This is a genomic window from Roseobacter sp. HKCCD6576-2 (assembly GCF_013179285.1).
GTDB lineage: Bacteria > Pseudomonadota > Alphaproteobacteria > Rhodobacterales > Rhodobacteraceae > Rhodophyticola > Rhodophyticola oceani.
In genome coordinates, this window is record NZ_WVNW01000001.1 from 577,829 (window position 1) to 596,911 (window position 19,083).

Annotated in this window: 19 protein-coding genes and 2 riboswitches; of the genes, 16 read left to right on the forward strand and 3 right to left on the reverse strand. The window is 61.0% G+C overall.

The annotated features are described in order from the left end of the window. Nucleotides 1–47: 47 nt before the first annotated feature. Nucleotides 48–896: a serine protease gene (locus GTF44_RS02810; RefSeq protein WP_171557362.1), complete on the forward strand. Its 849-nt coding sequence runs from the start codon at nt 48–50 to the stop codon at nt 894–896. A 140-nt stretch (nt 897–1,036) separates the two neighbouring features. Further along, on the forward strand, nt 1,037–1,498 hold the full coding sequence (locus GTF44_RS02815; protein ID WP_171557364.1) for an Hsp20 family protein: 462 nt from the start codon (nt 1,037–1,039) through the stop codon (nt 1,496–1,498). Between the two features lie 47 nt (nt 1,499–1,545). Here GTF44_RS02815 and GTF44_RS02820 read toward each other — a convergent pair whose 3' ends face one another. Further along, the gene (locus tag GTF44_RS02820) at nt 1,546–2,721 is read right to left on the reverse strand and encodes an MFS transporter (RefSeq protein ID WP_171557365.1); all 1,176 of its coding nucleotides are present in this window, start codon (nt 2,719–2,721) and stop codon (nt 1,546–1,548) included. Nucleotides 2,722–2,743: 22 nt separating this feature from the next. Beyond that, a complete protein-coding gene (locus GTF44_RS02825) occupies nt 2,744–3,616 on the reverse strand; it encodes a hypothetical protein (RefSeq protein WP_171557367.1) in 873 nt (290 codons plus the stop codon). 137 nt (nt 3,617–3,753) lie between these two features. Between GTF44_RS02825 and miaB the strand changes: the two genes are divergently transcribed. The 14 genes from miaB to rpsA all read left to right on the forward strand — a co-directional run bounded on the left by miaB (nt 3,754) and on the right by rpsA (nt 18,185). After that, nucleotides 3,754–5,076: a tRNA (N6-isopentenyl adenosine(37)-C2)-methylthiotransferase MiaB gene (gene miaB, locus GTF44_RS02830; RefSeq protein WP_171557369.1), complete on the forward strand. Its 1,323-nt coding sequence runs from the start codon at nt 3,754–3,756 to the stop codon at nt 5,074–5,076. Nucleotides 5,077–5,384: 308 nt separating this feature from the next. Next, nucleotides 5,385–5,888: an OmpA family protein gene (locus GTF44_RS02835; RefSeq protein ID WP_253261167.1), complete on the forward strand. Its 504-nt coding sequence runs from the start codon at nt 5,385–5,387 to the stop codon at nt 5,886–5,888. Between the two features lie 479 nt (nt 5,889–6,367). Beyond that, the gene (locus GTF44_RS02840) at nt 6,368–7,447 is read left to right on the forward strand and encodes a PhoH family protein (protein WP_171557370.1); all 1,080 of its coding nucleotides are present in this window, start codon (nt 6,368–6,370) and stop codon (nt 7,445–7,447) included. Between the two features lie 105 nt (nt 7,448–7,552). Continuing rightward, nucleotides 7,553–8,047, forward strand: coding sequence for an rRNA maturation RNase YbeY (gene ybeY / locus GTF44_RS02845; protein ID WP_171557372.1), 495 nt, complete (start codon nt 7,553–7,555; stop codon nt 8,045–8,047). A gap of 43 nt (nt 8,048–8,090) precedes the next feature. Beyond that, nucleotides 8,091–8,996, forward strand: a complete 906-nt coding sequence (locus tag GTF44_RS02850) for a hemolysin family protein (RefSeq protein WP_171557374.1) — start codon at nt 8,091–8,093, stop codon at nt 8,994–8,996. Beyond that, nucleotides 8,983–10,512, forward strand: a complete 1,530-nt coding sequence (gene lnt, locus GTF44_RS02855) for an apolipoprotein N-acyltransferase (protein ID WP_171557376.1) — start codon at nt 8,983–8,985, stop codon at nt 10,510–10,512. The genes GTF44_RS02850 and lnt overlap by 14 nt, the downstream gene beginning before the upstream one ends. A gap of 34 nt (nt 10,513–10,546) precedes the next feature. Further along, nucleotides 10,547–10,595: riboswitch (SAM-SAH riboswitch) on the forward strand. Between the two features lie 5 nt (nt 10,596–10,600). Further along, a complete protein-coding gene (gene metK / locus GTF44_RS02860; RefSeq protein WP_171557378.1) occupies nt 10,601–11,782 on the forward strand; it encodes a methionine adenosyltransferase in 1,182 nt (393 codons plus the stop codon). Nucleotides 11,783–11,804: 22 nt separating this feature from the next. Next, a complete protein-coding gene (locus tag GTF44_RS02865; RefSeq protein ID WP_171557379.1) occupies nt 11,805–12,281 on the forward strand; it encodes an ABZJ_00895 family protein in 477 nt (158 codons plus the stop codon). Nucleotides 12,282–12,303: 22 nt separating this feature from the next. Next, nucleotides 12,304–13,002, forward strand: a complete 699-nt coding sequence (locus GTF44_RS02870; protein ID WP_171557381.1) for a tRNA (guanosine(46)-N(7))-methyltransferase TrmB — start codon at nt 12,304–12,306, stop codon at nt 13,000–13,002. 186 nt (nt 13,003–13,188) lie between these two features. Continuing rightward, nucleotides 13,189–14,541, forward strand: a complete 1,353-nt coding sequence (aroA, locus tag GTF44_RS02875; protein WP_171558573.1) for a 3-phosphoshikimate 1-carboxyvinyltransferase — start codon at nt 13,189–13,191, stop codon at nt 14,539–14,541. 96 nt (nt 14,542–14,637) lie between these two features. Further along, nucleotides 14,638–15,042 carry a GFA family protein gene (locus tag GTF44_RS02880; RefSeq protein ID WP_171557382.1) on the forward strand — a complete coding sequence of 135 codons (405 nt, stop codon included), beginning with the start codon at nt 14,638–14,640 and terminating at the stop codon, nt 15,040–15,042. Next, complete coding sequence (locus GTF44_RS02885; RefSeq protein ID WP_171557384.1) at nt 15,039–15,653, forward strand: d(CMP) kinase; 615 nt, start codon at nt 15,039–15,041, stop codon at nt 15,651–15,653. Before GTF44_RS02880 ends, GTF44_RS02885 begins: the two co-directional genes overlap by 4 nt. 128 nt (nt 15,654–15,781) lie before the next feature. Further along, on the forward strand, nt 15,782–16,300 hold the full coding sequence (locus GTF44_RS02890; protein WP_171557385.1) for a hypothetical protein: 519 nt from the start codon (nt 15,782–15,784) through the stop codon (nt 16,298–16,300). 199 nt (nt 16,301–16,499) lie between these two features. Continuing rightward, nucleotides 16,500–18,185, forward strand: a complete 1,686-nt coding sequence (gene rpsA, locus GTF44_RS02895; protein WP_145212271.1) for a 30S ribosomal protein S1 — start codon at nt 16,500–16,502, stop codon at nt 18,183–18,185. A gap of 253 nt (nt 18,186–18,438) precedes the next feature. Here rpsA and GTF44_RS02900 read toward each other — a convergent pair whose 3' ends face one another. Beyond that, nucleotides 18,439–18,741: a hypothetical protein gene (locus tag GTF44_RS02900; protein ID WP_171557387.1), complete on the reverse strand. Its 303-nt coding sequence runs from the start codon at nt 18,739–18,741 to the stop codon at nt 18,439–18,441. Between the two features lie 102 nt (nt 18,742–18,843). Further along, nucleotides 18,844–19,058: riboswitch (cobalamin riboswitch) on the reverse strand. Nucleotides 19,059–19,083 lie beyond the last annotated feature (25 nt).

Genomic DNA, 19,083 nt, shown 5'->3' on the forward strand with positions numbered 1-19,083 from the left:
CCCAGTATCCCGATAAACGCCGGGTCGGTTTTGCTTGGAGGCCGGTCATGGCGCGTCTTTTTAAGGCATTTGGTCTATGTTTTATTGTTGGCTCAGGCGCTTGGGCGCAAGGGCTGCAACTGCCCACTATTGAGCCGGACACCACGTTGCGCCCATTGCAAACGGCGGATGAGTTGCGCGGGTGGGAGGCCATTGGCCGGTTAGACACAGGCACCGGGTTTTGCACAGCAACCTTGATCGCGCCCGATCTGGTTCTGACGGCGGCGCATTGTCTGTTCGATGAGACAGATGGGACGGTGACACGGAGCCCGGACGCAATCTTGTCGTTCAACGCGGGTCTTCGCAACGGGCGTGTTGTGGCGCAACGCGGTGTGAAGCAGACGATCCTGCATCCCGAATACACCTATGGCAGCCCCGAAGATTTGGGGCGTATCCGGGTCGATATGGCGCTTCTGCAATTGGACCGCGAGATACCTGAGCAGATGATCCGCCCCATGGCCACACGTGGCAGCGTGGAAACCGGTGATGTGGTGCAGGTTGTGTCCTATGGCCGGGATCGGGAGGAGTTCGCGTCACTTGAAGATGATTGCGAGGTCTTGGCCGATGATCCTGGCGTCTTGGTCCTGTCTTGTTCGGTCGTGCAGGGGTCTTCCGGGTCGCCCGTGATGGTGAACCGCGATGGGCAGATGAATGTCGTCTCCGTGGTCTCGGCCACGGCGGATTGGCGGAATGATCCCGTAGCGTTGTCAGCCGAGTTGCAAGGCGAGTTGGTGGTTCTGTTGGACCTTCTCGACCGGTCGAATGCGCAATTTGTCCGCTCTCTGCCGCAGGTGCGCAGCCTTTCAGGCGCGAATGATGGGCGCGAAAGCTCGGGCGCGCGGTTTGTGCGGCCTTGAGCCGGTCTTGAAACGTCGAAGATCCTTCCACACATGAAGGCTGTCGCGGTGCCCAATTGGGGCCGGGATACTCACCAATGGGCGGGTCCGATCCTGGACCGTCCGATCTGATTGTTGTCGCTCAAATGGAGGATAACCCTATGCGCACCTATGATTTGTCGCCCCTTTACCGGGCAACCGTTGGCTTTGACCGGATGGCCGACCTTTTGGACCGGGTGATGACCCAAGATGTGGGTAGCAGCACCTACCCCCCGTACAATATCGAAAAGACCGATGAAGATGCCTATCGCATCTCGATCGCCGTTGCAGGCTTTACCGATGAAGAGTTGAGTGTTGAACAGCGCGAAACCGAGTTGGTCGTTGCAGCGCGTAAGGCGAAAGATGAGACCAAGCGGACCTATTTGCACCGCGGTATTGCAACGCGCGCGTTTGAAAAGCGCTTCCAACTGGCGGACCATGTGCGTGTGACGGGAGCCTCGAATGAGGCCGGTATGCTGCATGTGGATCTGGTGCGGGAAGTGCCGGAGGCGCTCAAGCCGCGGCAGATCGCGATCAACGCGACCGCTCCCAAAGCGATTGATGCGGAGCCGGTTGAGGCCTAAGCCCTAGCTTTGTTATGATTTGAGCGCAGCCCGTTCGGGCTGCGTTTTCAGTTGCGCAGGAGCCGGTTTAGGAGAACCGCGCCGGCCAGTGGTGCCAGGACACAAAGGATCAAGACGGGGCCATATCCCGCCAATCCAAAAAGGGCCGCGCCCAAAAACGGCGCCAGCGCGAAAAGCAGTAGATAAGGCGTTGCGACCGCGCCCGAGATGGCACCGAAATCGCGCTGACCAAAGACCTCGCGGGCGACGACCGGGCGCATGATGCCAACGACGCCATGACCTGCGCCCTGCAGAAAACCGAAGAGCAAGACCACCCCGGCGACCCACCCCGCCGCAGCCATCATCACAGCACCGAGCGCCACCGCGCCCATCGCGAGCTGCGCGATGCGGATGGCGGGGATATGCGGGCCAGCCGCCATCATCGCAATCCGGCCGATCACCTGCGAGGGGCCGATCAAGGCGGCTGCCAAGATCGCCAGATCGTCTGGCACACCTTGCGCCGCCATGATCGGGAGGAGATGGCTCACGAAAATGCCTAAGGTGAGGGCTGAGGCCGCAAAACCGATCGCCACGAGCCAGTATTCCGACCGGCGGAGGAGCCTTGCAGGCGGCGTCGCCACGTCTTCTGTTTCTTGTGGTTGGGCTGTGCGTGCGTCCCGTTCCAGACGGGTCGCGGCGAATACCGCGAGGGGCGCCGCAAGAACCAGATTCAGCGCCGCAAAGGCGTAGAGCGCCAACCGCCAGCCGCCGATCTCGGTCAGCCAATGGCTCAACGGATACGCCAGGGTGCTGGCAAATCCGCCGACAAGCGTAATGGCTGTGATCGCTTGGCGTGCGGCGGGGCCCTTGGCGCGGGTGACGATCGCAAAGGTCGCCTCGTAGAGGGAGAGCCCCATGATAACGCCCATCGCAGCCCAAATTAGATAAAAGGCCCAAAGCGTCTCGATCCCCGTCAGCCCGAGCAGCAATCCCGCCCCCATCACCGTCCCCAGTGGCAGGCTAAGAGGCGCCGCGCCGCGATCAATCAGCCGCCCATAGAGCGGTGCCCCCAAGGCGTAGATCGCGATGGCCAGCGTGAAGGCGCCCATGATCTCCGGACTGCGCCAGCCGAACTCGGCCTGCCATTCAAGCACCAAGGCTGGAAAACTGTAAAACAATCCGGCCCAGACGGTGATTTGCATCCCCATCAGGGCCAGAATGGCCGGATCGCGGATCAGGCGCATCGCCTGCCCCGCTGATTTGATGTCAGAACCATTGCCCCGGTTCCATCAATCCCAATTGCATCAACTGCTGCGATGACCAATGGAAGCGTGTCGATTTGTGCCAGCGGAAATCGGGCACATCATGACGCGAGCCGGGATTGGTGCGGAGCGCCTTGGCCACCCGAAAGGAACAGATGGTGGCTGAAAGCGAATGATGCCACGGGCACTCATAGGTGTTCATCTCTTCATCATTCAGCGTGTGATTTTCACGCAAGCGCAGCCCGGGGCGGGCCTGAAACAAGCCGACACGATCAATCTTGCGCTTTGGTTCTGGCACATGTTCCTCGAACCGCCAGCGCAGGCCGCCATAGAAGTTCAATTGACGCTCAAGGATCTGATCATCGGCATTGCGCCGGGTCGCGGCGTAGTAGCCGGAGCTGTCGATATGCGCGGTGTCGAGAGAGACACCGTTGGGATATGCTGTCAGATCGTCGGCATAGAGATCGATCACATAGGTTAGGATCGAGTTGCGCCGCTCCTCCATCGTGAAGGCGACAGCCTCGCCAATGCTGCGGTCTTCGCAAAACGGGAAGAAGAGAAACTCACCATTGTAGCAGTAATGCAGCCACTGCCCCGGCACTTTGTCGATCAAGGCATTGACCGCATCCTGCGCCGCCCCTTGTTGCCGGGTGCGATGGCGGATGACATCAATCTTGTCTGAAATCTCTGCCGGGTGATCCGGAAGTGCAATCTGATCCGGGGCCAGCAGAATCACCCGACCAAAGCCAAGCTGAAGGCAGTGCATAACACTTGCCTCAACCTCGATCGCATCCTCGGCGACAATGACAGCGAAAGGGCCTTTGCCCATCGCGGAAGCTGGGGCGGCGCGGAACGCCTCAAGTGTCGGGTAAATCATGCCTGTCTGCGGGGTTGGTCTTTGAAAAGCAGTGTGCCCGGCAATGGGTAAGATTGCAATTCCAATGGCTCGGCCCGTTGAAGGTCGCCCGCCCATGAGATATGGGCCAGGGCCAACACCCCGCAGGAGCCGCACCGATGTCCGAGACCAAGAAGCTCTTTGTTAAAACCTATGGCTGTCAGATGAATGTCTATGATAGCGAGCGCATGGCCGAGGCTTTGGGCGCAAAGGGTTATGTGCAGACCGATCGCCCGGATGATGCGGATATGATCCTGCTCAACACCTGCCATATCCGTGAGAAGGCGGCGGAGAAGGTCTATTCGGAATTGGGCCGGTTCAAACCCCTGCGCGAGGCCAATCCGGACCTGAAGATTGGCGTGGCCGGATGTGTGGCGCAGGCCGAAGGTGAGGAGATCATGCGCCGTCAGCCCATGGTTGATCTGGTTGTCGGGCCGCAAACCTATCACCGGCTGCCCGCGATGGTGGATACGCTGGCCGAGGGCGGCAAGGCGCTCGACACGGATTTCCCGGAAGAGGACAAATTCGCCCATCTGCCAAAGGGGCGCAAAGCGCCGCGCGGGCCAACTGCGTTTCTGACCGTGCAGGAGGGCTGCGATAAGTTTTGCGCCTTCTGTGTCGTGCCCTATACCCGCGGGGCGGAGGTTTCGCGCCCGGTTAAGCGCTTGTTGGGCGAGGCGCAAGACCTGGTCGAGCGCGGTGTCCGCGAGATCACGCTTCTGGGTCAGAACGTGAATGCCTATCACGGGCAAGGTCCCGAAGGGGCGGAATGGGGGTTGGCGCGGCTGATCCGCCGTTTGGCCGAAATCGACGGGTTGGAGCGTATCCGCTTCACCACCTCGCACCCCAATGACATGGAAGACGACTTGATCGCCGCCCATGGAGATTGCGCCAAGTTGATGCCGTATCTGCATTTGCCGGTGCAGTCAGGGTCAGACCGTATCTTGAAGGCGATGAACCGGAAGCACACGGCCGAGCACTATATTCGCCTGATCGAGCGCATCCGTGCGGCGCGCCCTGATCTGCTGCTCTCCGGCGATTTCATCGTGGGCTTTCCAGGGGAGACCGAGGCGGATTTCCAGGCGACGCTCGATCTGGTTGCCGCGGTGGGTTATGGCCAAGCTTACTCTTTCAAATACTCATCTCGACCCGGGACGCCCGCCGCCGAGCGCGCGCCCGTGGACCCGGATGAGGCAAGTGAGCGGCTCCAACGGCTTCAAGCGCTTCTGGGCCAGCAGCAACGTGCCGCCCAAGATGGCATGGTGGGCCGCGAGGTTTCGGTCTTGTTTGAAAAGCCTGGACGGTTGCCGGGGCAGATGGTCGGCAAATCCGAGTATCTGCATGCTGTCCATGTCGACGCGCCGGAGGCCCAACGAGGAGAGATCGCGCGCGTCAGAATCACGAACTCTGCGGCTAACTCTTTGGCGGGCGTGCTCCTTTGACGCCGCCGCGTTGATTGACGTCGGCCCGGCAGAGGTGCGCGGTTAGCCAACGTTTTCCGAACAATGGCCCCAAGCGGTGGTGCAGTGTTTCCGTCTGGGGAACTATATTTAGTAAAATTGGCTTCACAAGATCACAAAACTTGCTATCCTCCTGCGAATAAATGGTGTTTTGCGCTGCGCTCTGCCAGGCGCGCTTTTAGCACAGAGAATTGGGGGATGCTGACGTGGTTACACAACTCTCATCGGCTGTGGGGTCGATAGTCCGAACAACTTTGTATGGCGCCGCGCTGGGGGCGGTTGCGCTGTTTCTGCCGACCGGCGCCGCACAGGCGCAACAAAGCGCGACGATTACGGGCACGGTGGCGCCAACGATCTGGATTGATCCGGATGGCTGCCACCATTGGGTCGCCGATGGTGGGATCGAAGGCTATATGGAAGGCCGGGTGAACCCGCAAAATGGGATGCCGGTGTGTATGGAGTTCAACACCTGCGCGGTGATGAATTCGGATGTGCTCTTCGCCACTGATAGCTCCCGGATCAGCCATGCAGGCCGCCGCGCGCTTGAGGATTTCTTCCGCGGTGCCGGGGCCTTCGCCTACGCGATTTATGGCCACACCGATAGCCGCGCATCGGATGAATACAACATCCGCCTGTCGCAGCGCCGTGCCGCCTCGGTGGCCAGTGTCGCCCGCTCCGTTGGGGCGCAGGTGGCGCGCGAGATCGGTTTTGGCGAGCGCCAGCCGGTCGCGCCAAACAATTCGGCTGCGAATATGCAGTTGAACCGTCGCGTTGAAATCGTTTGCTACAGGTGACCGCTATGATCCGTCTTGAAAACATGAAGACCCCAGCCGTCCTTGTCGCTTGTACTTTGGCTTTGGCTGGATGCGTCGAATCCTTTGAGGGTGTGGGTCCACCGCGGGGCGATGGCCCGCCGCTGATTGCGATTGGAGAGGATCGTGGCCGCGACTCTGGTTCGCTAACCCAGCTTGAAGCCGGCATTTATATTGATCCCGATGGTTGCCACATCTGGATGATTGATGATGGGTTGGAAGGATATTGGTCCCGTCGCCGCGATCCGCGCAGTGGTCTGCCGGTTTGCACGCCGGTTGCCCCGCCCAACTCCGTTGTTGGCGAAATCAGCGCGAGCCCTGGCATCCGCGACCGCGTTCCACGGCGATAGTCCCCGGTCTCAGATTATTTGGTAAGTTGAGCGGGCGGTCCCATTGGGGGCTGCCCGTTTTCTATGCTGCATGGCCCAAGACCCGCCTTTTTGTCCGCTATTGGCCACAAGATGTTGCTTTGCGTCGCCAAGGTTGCCACACTGGAGGCAAGCCATGTGATTTGGGAGTTCCCATTGGACTTGTCCACGCTGACTGCGCACCCCGCCGACCCGCCTGTGGAACTGCTGTTAGAATTTCCAGACAATCGTTTGTTGATCGAGCTATGCGGCGAGTTCGACCGCAACCTCGCACAAATTGAACATCTGATGAGCGTTCAGATTCTGCGTCGCGGCAATATGCTGGCGGTTTTGGGAGAGGCGCGCGCCGAGGCGGGTGAGGCGCTGCGAAAGCTTTATGAGCGGGTCGAGTCTGGCAAAGGTCTGGAACCTGGAGATATCGACGCGGTCGTCCGCTTGGGCGATTCCGCCGAAGGCACAGGGGCCCGCGACGGCGATCAGATCGAGATGTTCAAAGGAAGCGCCGAGGATCATATCGAGATCCGCACGCGCAAGAAAACCGTCGAGCCGCGCACCCAAGCACAGCAGGCCTATGTGCGGGCCCTCTATGATCACGAACTGGCCTTCGGGATCGGGCCCGCCGGGACCGGCAAGACCTATTTGGCGGTTGCTGTCGCCGTGAACCAGATGATCAACGGTCATGTGGACAAGATCATCCTCAGCCGCCCCGCGGTTGAGGCGGGCGAGCGCCTGGGTTTCTTGCCGGGCGATATGAAGGACAAAGTCGATCCTTACATGCAGCCGCTTTACGACGCGTTGAACGACTTTCTGCCGGGCAAGCAACTGGCCAAGCTGATCGAAGAGAAGCAGATCGAGATCGCGCCCTTAGCCTTCATGCGGGGGCGCACGCTATCGAATGCTTATGTGGTTCTGGACGAGGCCCAAAACGCAACCGCGATGCAGATGAAGATGTTCCTCACCCGGCTCGGCCAAGGCAGCCGGATGGTGATCACCGGTGACCGCAGTCAGGTGGATTTGCCGCGTGGTGTCTCAAGCGGTTTGGCCGAAGCCGAACGGATTTTGGGACGCATCGACGGGATCAGTTTCAACTATTTCACCGCCAAGGATGTCGTGCGTCATCCCATGGTTGCGAAGATCATCGAAGCCTATGACGCGGATGATCCGGCGAAATAACCCATCACACCGCCACCCGCGTTGCCAGTAACGAGCGCAGGTTCCACTCTAACTGATGCGAAGCTGCAGGCTGGACAATTGGTCTCACTTGGGATGGATGGCCGCATGGAGATCGACATTCTCATCGAGGCATCGGAATGGGAGGCGGTTGGGCTTGAGGCCCTAGCCGCTACCGCTTGCGCGGCCGCGCTGGCAGAGATCGGTTTGGACCCGGATCAGTTTGAGATTAGCCTGCTTGGCTGCGACGATGATCGGATTGCGACGCTCAACACCGAGTTTCGCGGCAAGCCTCAGCCAACCAATGTTTTGAGTTGGCCGACAGAATCGCGAGAGACGGCTCCAGGAGAAATGCCAACTTTGCCGATGCCAGATCCCAATGGCCCACCACATGAGTTGGGCGATATCGCAATCGCCTATGGAGTTTGTGCGACCGAAGCCGCAGCGCAGGGCAAGCCGATTGAGCATCATGTCAGCCATCTTTTGGTGCATGGCACGCTCCATCTGTTGGGTTTTGACCACATATCCGACCCCGATGCCGCTTTGATGGAAGGTTTAGAGACCCGCATCCTTGCAAGACTGGGTCTGCCTGACCCATATTAATCAAACGGGCCGCCGTTGGTCCGGCATAGTTTGGAAAGGAGCCATGAGCTCAACCCCTGACCCGTCGTCTAGCGCGGCGCAGAGCGCGCCCGAGGCCGATGAGACGCTAGAGAGAAAACCCGGCTTGTTTGCCCGGCTCTTTGGTGCAGATCGTACACCCGATATCCACATTGCCTATGGTGCCGATACGCTGCCCGCTGAGGATGGCGTGCCGGGCCCGGTGCCTGGCACAGGCATGTCCAACCTGCGCCGGTTGCGCGTGGAAGATGTGGCCATTCCGCGTGTGGAGATCATCTCGGTCGCCTGCGATATCGAGTTGGACGATTTGGTCGCCGTGTTCCGGGAGAGCGGGCTGACCCGCTTGCCGGTCTATGATGGCACCTTGGACACCCCGATTGGCCTGGTGCATTTGAAGGATGTCTCTCTGCGCTATGGGTTTAATGGCGGCGGCAATGGCTTCTCGCTGCGCACGATGTTGCGCCCGCTGCTTTATGCGCCGCCCTCGATGCCGATTGGCGTCTTGCTGCAGAAGATGCAGACGGACCGGACCCATATGGCACTTGTGATCGATGAATATGGCGGTGTCGATGGCTTGGTCACGATCGAGGACCTGATCGAACAGGTTATCGGCGAGATCGAAGACGAACATGACGTCGAAGAGGATCAACCCTGGACCCGCGAAAGCTCCGGTTCCTACTTGGCATTGGCGCGTGCGCCCTTGGAGGAGTTCGAGGCTGAGACCGGTTTGAAACTGGTTGATGCCGAGGATGACGACGAAATCGATACGCTTGGCGGGGTGGTGTTTCTGCTGACCGGGCGTGTCCCGGCGCGGGGCGAAGTTGTCCCGCACCCGTCTGGGGCGGAGTTTGAAGTGGTGGACGCTGATCCACGCCGGATCAAACGGCTGCGTGTCCGCTTGCCGGAGGGGGCGAAGGTTGCCGCTGGCTGACAAGGCCAGCGCCTGGTTGGCCGCGCGCAGTTTCCGGCAACGTCTCGTCTTGAGTTTCGCCGTCGGGACTGTCGCTGGTCTTGGTCAGGCGCCCTTTGATTTGCCCCTGGTCTCCGTTTTGGGCTTTGCGGCATTGATTGGCTTGTTGATGCAGGTCGGCACGGCTCGACGCGGGTTTTGGCTCGGGATGTGGGGTGGGGCCGGATACTTCACGGTATCGCTCCACTGGATTGTCGAACCATTTTTTGTGGACCCGGTCCGCCACGGTTGGATGGCGCCCTTCGCGATTGCGTTGATGTCATTCGGCTTGGCGTTGTTCTGGGCGTTGGCGGCGGGTCTGGCTGTGCGCTTGGCCAAGCCCGGCTGGCCGCGCGCATTGGCTTGGGCGGTGCTGATGACAGTTGCGGAACTGGCCCGCGCGAGCGTTCTGACAGGATTCCCTTGGGCCCATCCGGGACATATCTGGATTGATACGGCGCTGTTGCCGCTGGCAAGCCTTGTGGGGCCCCATGGTCTGACCCTTTATACAACCTTCATGGCCGCTGTCCTTGCCGCCTTGGTGATCCAGCGCAGTAGGGTCGCGCTCGGGGTCCCGCTTGTTCACGTGGCGATGATTGGGCTCGCCTTGGCAATGCCGCCAGCGCCTCTACCAGCGGCTGACGCGGCGGTGGTCCGACTGGTTCAACCCAATGCCGCGCAACACCTGAAATGGCAGCCCGAGATGATCCCCATCTTCTTCGAGCGCGCGATAAACCTCACAGCAGCGCTGCCGCAGATTGAAGATCGTCCGCCCGCGATGGTGATCTGGCCCGAAACCTCTCTGGCCGCTTTGTTGAACCAATCCGAAGACTGGCGCGCTGTGATCTCAGATGCGGCGGGTCCGGTGCCGGTGATCCTGGGCGCGCAACGGTTGGAGGGGGTCACAGCCCGCAATTCATTGGCCCTTTTGGATGAGACCGGGGCCATCTCCGCGATCTATGACAAGCATCATTTGGTGCCCTTTGGGGAATATGTGCCCTTGGGCGATCTGATGGCACAGGCGGGCATTCGTGGCCTCGCCGCCGCGCTCCAAACGGGATATCGGCCCGGGGTGGGGCCGACGGTCCTTGATCTGGGTGATTTGGGTGATGCCTTTCTAATGATCTGTTACGAGGCGATTTTCCCAAGCTATATCCGTCAGGTAGACAGGCCGGACTGGATGATCCACATCACGAATGATGCGTGGTTTGGGCAATTCTCTGGCCCCTATCAACACTTGGCGCTCGCCCGTCTGAGGGCGGCGGAGCAAGGGATCCCGGTGATCCGGGCGGCCAATACTGGCGTGTCCGGCGCAATTGATGCGCGGGGCCGGGTCGTCAGCCATTTGCCGCTTGGCGTGGCGGGTGCGTTGGATGTTGTTTTGCCACCGCCTCTGCCGCCGACAGTCTATGCGAGATTTGGCGATTTGCCGGTCTATCTCGTGATTCTCGCAACGTTTTTGGGGCTGGTTCTAGCCCATCGCCGCAACAGGCATTGAACCCGCCTGCGCTTGGGCGTAAGCCGGGCCGATCAAAGCTCCACAACGGCTTCCTGGCGTGGAGAGAAAACACCAATGGAGCATTCCCATGGCAAGACAGAATTTCATGTTTACCTCTGAATCCGTTTCGGAAGGCCATCCCGATAAGGTCTGTGACCGGATTTCGGACGCGGTTCTCGACGCGTTACTTGCCGAAGAACCCGAGGCGCGCGTGGCATGCGAAACCTTTGCCACAACCAATCGGGTGGTAATCGGTGGTGAGGTCGGCCTGTCGGATCAGGACAAGCTGCAATCCTACATGGGTCAGATTGATCAGATCGCCCGCGATTGCATCCGCGATATTGGGTATGAGCAGGACAAGTTCCATCATAAGACGGTCGAGATCACCAACCTCCTGCATGAACAGTCCGCCCATATCGCGCAAGGTGTCGACGCCTCCGGCAACAAAGACGAAGGCGCGGGCGACCAGGGGATCATGTTTGGCCACGCGGTCAATGAAACGCCGGAGTTGATGCCAGCGCCGATTTGCTATGCCCACAACATCCTGCGTCGCTTGGCCGAGGTGCGGAAATCCGGCGCCGAGCCTGCCCTTGGCCCCGATGCGAAAAGCCAGCTGACCATGCGCTATGTCGACGGCAAGCCGGTCGAGGTGGCCTCGATCGTGCTTTCGACCCAGCACCTCGATGAAAGCCTCACAAGCGATGATGTGCGCGCCATTGTCGAGCCGTACATTCGCGAAGAACTGCCTGAGGCTTGGGTAACGGATGCCACGAAATGGTGGGTGAACCCGACCGGCAAATTCGTCATTGGTGGGCCGGATGGCGATGCGGGCCTGACCGGGCGGAAGATCATCGTGGATACCTATGGCGGTGCCGCACCTCATGGCGGCGGCGCGTTTTCCGGCAAAGACCCGACCAAGGTGGACCGCTCGGCGGCTTATGCCGCGCGTTATCTGGCGAAAAATGTCGTTGCGGCCGGGCTCGCCCATCGCTGCACGATTCAGCTGAGCTATGCCATTGGTGTGGCAAAGCCGCTCTCGATCTATGCCAACACCCACGGCTCGGGTGAGGTGCATGAGAGCAAGATCGAAGCGGCGGTTGAACAGCTCATGGACCTGACCCCGCGGGGTATTCGGACCCATCTCGGGCTGAACAAGCCGATCTATCAGCGGACCGCGGCGTATGGTCATTTCGGTCGTGCGCCGGACGCGGATGGTGGGTTTAGCTGGGAACGGACCGATCTGGTCGAGGCGCTGAAAGCGGCGGTCTAGGGCACGGTTGGAAACAGTCGGCATGGCGCGCGGACGGCATCTGAGAACCTATGCGATCCGGTTCGTCGGCTCGGCCTTGGTGGTGAGCGGAGTGGTTTGGGCCATTCTGGCCTATGCGCCGGGCCTGATGTCGGGGGCGATTGGCCGCGGTGCTGTGACGGGGGGTGCCATCGGCGCGCTTCTCTGGCCGGCAGCGGCTTTCGCAAAGGACCATTTTGCGGGTGAAGGGGGTGCCCTGCCATCTGCGCAGCGCTGGGGCTATGCGTGGCGGTTCGCTCTGATTGCTCTATGTGTGGCGATGCTTTTCGCGGTTGTCGCGTTTGCGTTCGGCTTCCCCAAATCCCTTGGCCTTTCAACTCTATCGCCAAACGAGCAGGGGCAGATCATCGGGTCTAGCTTGGCTTTGCCGGTGCTTTTGATGGTGCCGATCAATTGGCTTATGATCACCTCTGGTTTCAAAGGCGCCGCGCGAGGGGCAGCCCGGCGCAGGGTGCGCTAGGTCTTTGCCCAAGAGGTCTCCAATGTCGTCTGATCGCCCATTCCGCAACTTCTATGGCCGCCGCAAAGGGCAGCATTTGAAGGCAAGCCAGGAGCGATATCTGGCGGAGGATTTGGCGGCGCTGTCGCCGGGTCCAGTGGATTGGGACGTGAACCCTGACAGGGTGCCATTGGATTTGGCGGCGCTGTTTCAGGGTCGAGAGACATGGCTGGAGATCGGGTTTGGCGGTGGCGAGCATCTGGTGCACCAAGCGGCGACGCATTCCGATGTCGGCATCATCGGGTGCGAGCCGTATATCAATGGCGTCGCGATGCTCTTGGGCAAGATCCGGTCTGCAGGCGTGGAGAACCTCCGCGTTTATCCCGGCGATGCGCGCGACCTGTTCGATGTTTTGCCGGACGCCTCGATCAGCAAGGCCTTTTTGCTCTACCCCGATCCGTGGCCGAAGGCGCGCCATCACCGGCGGCGTTTTGTGACACCGGAGCATTTGGAGCCCTTGGCCCGTGTGCTGAAGCCGGGGGCTGTGTTGCGCGTGGCGACCGATATTCCCGATTATGTGCGGCAGACCTTGATCGAAGTGCCGCGCGCCGGGTTTGAATGGTTGGCCGGGGGGGCATCTGATTGGCGCGTGCCATGGGGTGATTGGCTGTCGACCCGATATGAACAGAAGGCGCTGCGCGAAGGGCGGGTGCCACATTATCTGACATTTCGGAAGCTGTGAGGGATGTCGTCTTGCCCCTTGGGCAAGCCGATCCACGCGCGCTGACGCGCGCAGTACTGCGGGGGCGCTGCCCCCTGGCGCGAGTGCGCCTCCCCCGGGATATTTGCGAAGCAGAGAAGGGGTGTGGACTGCCATGCTGGTGCGGTCTATCAGGCGGATGCGACGATCAAACGAGGGATCTGTTCTATGTCCGGCCATGGTGAGCCAATTCCAATGACCTCGCGCCGCGCCGCGCCGTTGAAAGGTGTGGCGGAGGTGCCGGGCGACAAGTCGATTTCGCACCGGTCGCTGATTTTAGGCGCAATGGCGGTCGGCGAGACGCGGATCAGCGGATTGCTGGAAGGCCAAGATGTGGTCGATACGGGCCGCGCGATGCGCGCCTTCGGGGCGGAGGTCACGCGACATGGGCCAGGCGAGTGGACGGTTCATGGCGTCGGTGTTGGTGGCTTTGCCGAACCGGATCAGGTGATCGATTGCGGCAATTCGGGGACGGGCGTGCGGTTGATCATGGGGGCGATGGCGACCACGCCGATCACCGCCACCTTTACCGGCGATGCGAGCTTGAACGGGCGACCGATGGCACGGGTGACAGATCCGCTTTCGCTGTTCGGGGCCGTGGCCGTGGGCCGCGCGGGGGGGCGGCTGCCGATGACATTGGTTGGCGCCGAGGCGCCATTGCCGGTGCGCTACACGGTTCCGGTTCCCTCGGCGCAGGTGAAATCGGCGGTTCTACTGGCGGGATTGAACGCGCCCGGGCAGACGGTGGTGATTGAGCAGGAAGCGACGCGGGATCATACAGAACGGATGTTGGCGGGCTTCGGCGCCGAGATCACAACCGAGGTGACCGAAGACGGCCGGGTGATCACGTTGACCGGGCAGCCGGACCTGACCCCGCAAGACATCACCGTGCCACGCGATCCGTCGAGTGCGGCCTTTCCGGTCTGTGCCGCGTTGATTGTGGAAGGCTCGGACGTGTTGGTGCCGGGCATTGGGCTGAACCCCACCCGCGCGGGCCTGTTCGAGACGCTGCGCGATATGGGGGCAGACCTGACCTATGAGAATATGCGCGAGGAAGGCGGCGAGCCTGTCGCCGATCTCAGAGCGCGGTTTTCGCCCAACATGAAAGGCATTGAGGTGCCACCGGAGCGGGCGGCCAGCATGATCGATGAATATCCGATCTTATCGGTGGTGGCGTCTTTCGCCGAAGGGCTGACGATGATGCGCGGTGTGAAAGAACTGCGTGTGAAAGAGAGCGACCGGATTGCCGCGATGGCGACAGGGTTGCGGGCCAATGGGGTCAGTGTTGAGGATGGGCCCGATTGGTGGAGCGTCACCGGCATGGGGCCCGGCGGGGTGCCGGGCGGCGGGCTCACCGAGAGCCACTTGGATCACCGGATTGCGATGTCCTTCCTGTGTCTCGGGATGGCGACGAAGGAACCGGTCCGGGTGGATGACGCAGGCCCGATTGCCACGAGCTTCCCGATCTTCGAACCTCTTATGGCGGGCTTGGGCGCGCGGATCGAGCGGAGCAACCGGTAGCGCGCTGATTGAGGAAATGGCCTATCTGGGACGGTCGTCTGCCCCTTGTCTGCCCTTTGGTCTGGCAATACCGTTGCTCGGGATGGAGATTTGCCCATGACCACCGGTTCCTGTCTTTGCGGCGCGATCCGCTACAGTGTTTCCGCCGCATTGCGCCCGGTGATCGCGTGTCATTGCGCCCAATGTCGCAAGACCTCCGGCCATCATGTGGCGGCGACATCTGCGCCGCGCGAGGCGGTTGAGGTGAGCGGAGATGTGACCTGGTATGCCTCCTCAGACATCGCGCGGCGGGGATTTTGCGGCATCTGCGGTAGCAACCTCTTCTGGGATGGGCCGGGCAGCCATCTGTCGATCTTCGCGGGGACGCTTGATGGCGATCCGGGCGTGCGCCTCGCTGGGCATATCTTCTGCGCGGATAAGGGCGCTTATTATGAGATTGCCGATGGATTGCCGCAGGCTGCGCAGGATGATCCGGAATTGACGACACAGGTGACGTTATGAGTTTTACGGTCGCGATCGATGGGCCGGCTGCGGCGGGGAAGGGCACAATCTCTAAAGCTGTGGCGGCGCATTTTGGGTTCGCGCATCTGGATACCGGGTTGCTCTATCGCGCTGTCGGGCGACGCATGCTGCGGGGCGAAGACCCGGTCGCGGCGGCGCAGTCGCTGCGCGCAGAAGACTTGCAGGGCGATGATCTGCGTGGCCCCGAGGTGGCGCAGGCCGCAAGCAAGGTGGCGGTGATCCCCGAGGTGCGGGCGGCTTTGGTCGATTTCCAGCGCGCTTTTGCGACCCGCGCGGGGGGCGCGGTGCTCGACGGGCGCGACATAGGCACGGTGATCTGCCCGGAGGCGCAGGTGAAGCTGTTTGTTACCGCAAGCGCGGAGGTTCGGGCCGAACGGCGCTTTGCGGAGCTGGCTGCCAAAGGCTTAGATGTGACGTTCGAAGGCGTCTTGGAAGATGTCCGCGCCCGCGATGCGCGAGACGCGGAACGCGCCACCGCGCCGATGGTCGCCGCCGCGGATGCTGTGGCGCTCGACACATCGGACCTCAGTATTGAAGCCGCTGTCGCGCGCGCCGTCGCGGTTGTCGGGGCCGCGCGTCAGAGTGCTTAGCGTCGAGAGAGGCGCGCGCCCGATCGCGCATATCTGTTGAGTGTGTCGAAACGCCATCACCAAAGCGTGCATTGGGCGTGTGGCTCAGGTCGCGCTAGGCTGAGGTCACCCATCTGAGAGGAGACCTCATGTTGCGTGCCCTGCTAATTGTCTTGCTTCTAACGGTATCACCCGTGTTTGCGCATGACGCGCGAGACCCGATGACGCCTGAACGGGTGGCGCAAATCTTGCTTGCCCTTGACCCTGACGCGCGGGCGGTAGGCGCGCGCGCCGAGATGACCCTCGGTGATGTTCCGGTGACAGTGTTTCTCGACGAAGGGGCCAATCGGATGCGGGTCATGGTGCCGGTGGCCTCGGCCGAGGCTCTAAGCCCGGAAGATCTGACCCGGGTGTTGCAGGCCAATTTCGACACCGCGCTAGATGCCCGCTATGCGATTGCACAGGGGCGGCTTTGGTCGGTCTTCGTGCATCCGCTGGCCGAGTTGACCCGGGAGCAGTTGATCCTTGGGATCGGGCAAACCGTAAACCTCGCCCAAAGCTATGGCACGCTTTACACAAGTGGCGCGCAGATATTCGGCCAGGGCGACAGCGGTGGGATCTATAGCGATCTGATCGAAGAGTTGTTGGAGCGTGGCGAGGCGCTCTGAGCGCCACTGCCCCTTGCACATAAGGCCAAGCCGCGCTATACGGCGCTCCGTCAAGCAGGCGGTCAACGTCGCGGCAGAGCAGGGTCGGGTTTCTCCCGGCCCTGATTGTTTTGCGGCCACCCCGTCAAAGACCAACCCCAAAGACCGGCGGAGACAACCGCACGGCCAGATAAAACCCTGATAAGGAACTGAAAAACGCATGTGCGCTAAAGCAACCATGGAGGAATTCGAAGCCCTCCTGAACGAAAGCTTCGAAATTGACACGCCCGAAGAGGGCTCCGTTGTCAAAGGTAAGGTTATCGCCATCGAGGCGGGCCAAGCCATCATCGACGTCGGCTACAAAATGGAAGGCCGTGTCGAGCTGAAAGAATTCGCAAATCCTGGCGAAGCCCCCGAGATCGCGGTTGGCGACGAAGTGGAGGTCTACCTCCGCAATGTCGAAAACGCCCGCGGTGAGGCGGTTCTGTCCCATGAAATGGCCCGTCGTGAGGCCGCTTGGGATCGTCTGGAGAAGGCCTATGCCGATGAGAACCGCGTCGAAGGCGCGATCTTTGGCCGGGTCAAAGGCGGCTTCACGGTCGATCTGGGTGGCGCAGTTGCGTTCTTGCCTGGCAGCCAGGTCGATGTCCGCCCCGTGCGCGACGCTGGCCCTCTGATGGGTCTGAAACAGCCGTTCCAAATCCTGAAAATGGACCGTCGCCGTGGCAATATCGTGGTATCGCGTCGGGCGATCCTCGAAGAGTCCCGCGCCGAGCAGCGCGCCGAGGTTATCGGCAAGCTGGCCGAAGGCGATGTGGTCGACGGTGTGGTCAAAAACATCACCGAATACGGGGCCTTTGTGGATCTCGGCGGTGTCGACGGCCTGTTGCACGTCACCGACATGGCCTGGCGTCGTGTGAACGACCCGAAAGAGGTTCTGACCATTGGCGAGACCGTCAAGGTGCAGGTCATCAAGGTCAACAAAGAGACCCACCGTATCAGCCTCGGCATGAAGCAGCTGCAGGACGATCCGTGGGATTCGGTCGAGACCAAGTACCCGCTCGATTCGACCCATACCGGTCGCGTCACCAACATCACCGATTACGGTGCGTTTGTTGAGCTTGAGCCAGGTGTTGAGGGTCTCGTGCACGTCTCCGAGATGTCCTGGACCAAGAAGAACGTGCATCCGGGCAAGATTGTCTCCACCTCGCAGGAAGTGGAAGTCATGGTGCTCGAGATCGACACCACCAAACGCCGCGTCTCGCTTGGCCTCAAACAGACCATGCGCAACCCGTGGGAAGTGTTCGAAGAGCAGTATCCGGTCGGCACGCAGGTCGAGGGCGAGGTCAAGAACATCACCGAATTCGGTCTGTTCGTGGGGCTCGACAACGACATCGACGGCATGGTCCACCTCTCCGATCTGACCTGGGAAGGTCGCGGCGAAGATGTGATCGGCAACTACCGTAAAGGCGATGTGGTTCAAGCGGTTGTCTCGGAAGTCGACACCGACAAAGAGCGTATCAGCCTGTCGATCAAAGCCGTTGAAGGCGACCCGTTCGCCGAGGTTGTCGATGGCGTCAAGCGCGGCTCGGTTGTGACCGTGGCCGTGACCGCGATCGAAGATGGTGGGATCGAAGTGGAATATGAGGGCATGAAATCCTTCATCCGCCGCTCCGACCTCTCCCGTGATCGCGCCGAACAGCGCCCTGAGCGCTTCCAGATCGGTGATAAGGTCGATGCCCGCGTGACCAACGTGGATGCGAAGACCCGCCGTTTGGGTCTGTCGATCAAAGCCCGTGAGATCGCCGAAGAGAAAGAAGCGGTTGAGCAGTATGGCTCCTCCGACTCCGGCGCATCGCTTGGCGACATTCTTGGCGCGGCGCTGAAAGGCGACGACGACAAGTAAGGCCAGTCGGCTTAGGAAAACAGAAGGCCCCGCTGAGCAGCGGGGCCTTTTTTATGACCCGGCGTTCACCCTATAGATCAGCTTGGCAACCTAACGAAGCGTTCGAAACTGCCTTTGCGGTCGTCCTGGGCAGAGGTCACGTGCCAGATGACGAAGCCAGATGGTCTCTGATCGGTCGTTTCCATGCCGCGCGACAGTATGGCCGGCGGTGGCCGACGTCAGGTGTGGGTCAGAGGCCACGCATCCTTTGGCATCATTGAACCTGCCGCCGCGCTTTCGACCCGCCGCGGCGATGGGGTCTCGGAAGGCAGAGGTTCAACGGTTCCGGCGGCATGCGCCGTGCTGCAAGCAGCAATGCGCAAAACACGCCAATCGCGGGCGATACCCGCTGAAATGGCAAGGCGCGCGCATAGGCCGCCCGTGCCTGGCGGTCGAAGTCGCTATCGCCGGGCAGGGACCCGAGCCATTCCATAAAACCGAGTTGGCCAAGCTCAACGGCTCGAAGTTGGTCGGCAGGGTGAGTTTGAAGTCTGTTCAAAACATGATTGAGTACCATAGCGCCCTCCGCGCAGGGGGCGGGTCTGACGCAGGCAATCTGAAATGTCTCGGCGGGGCCGGTCCGTCATCACAATGCTCCTTGCCAGGCACCCCGCCCGGGGTTGAGTTGAAGTGCGATGGCAGGTCTCCTGACTTGCGGGTCTTGGCCGGTTCCGAACCTTCCCGGACCCTATGCCCAGTGGTGTTCCTCGGATCGGCTCACCGCCTACAGTTGCGGGGGCAGTTGCGGCATTGGCTGGCGTGTACCAGTCGCACCGCATTCCCTTTAAATCCCGCCGCCGAAACGGTCTGGGAACCATCGCCTCAATCGGTAAAGAGACCGGGGGCTAGATGTCAATTG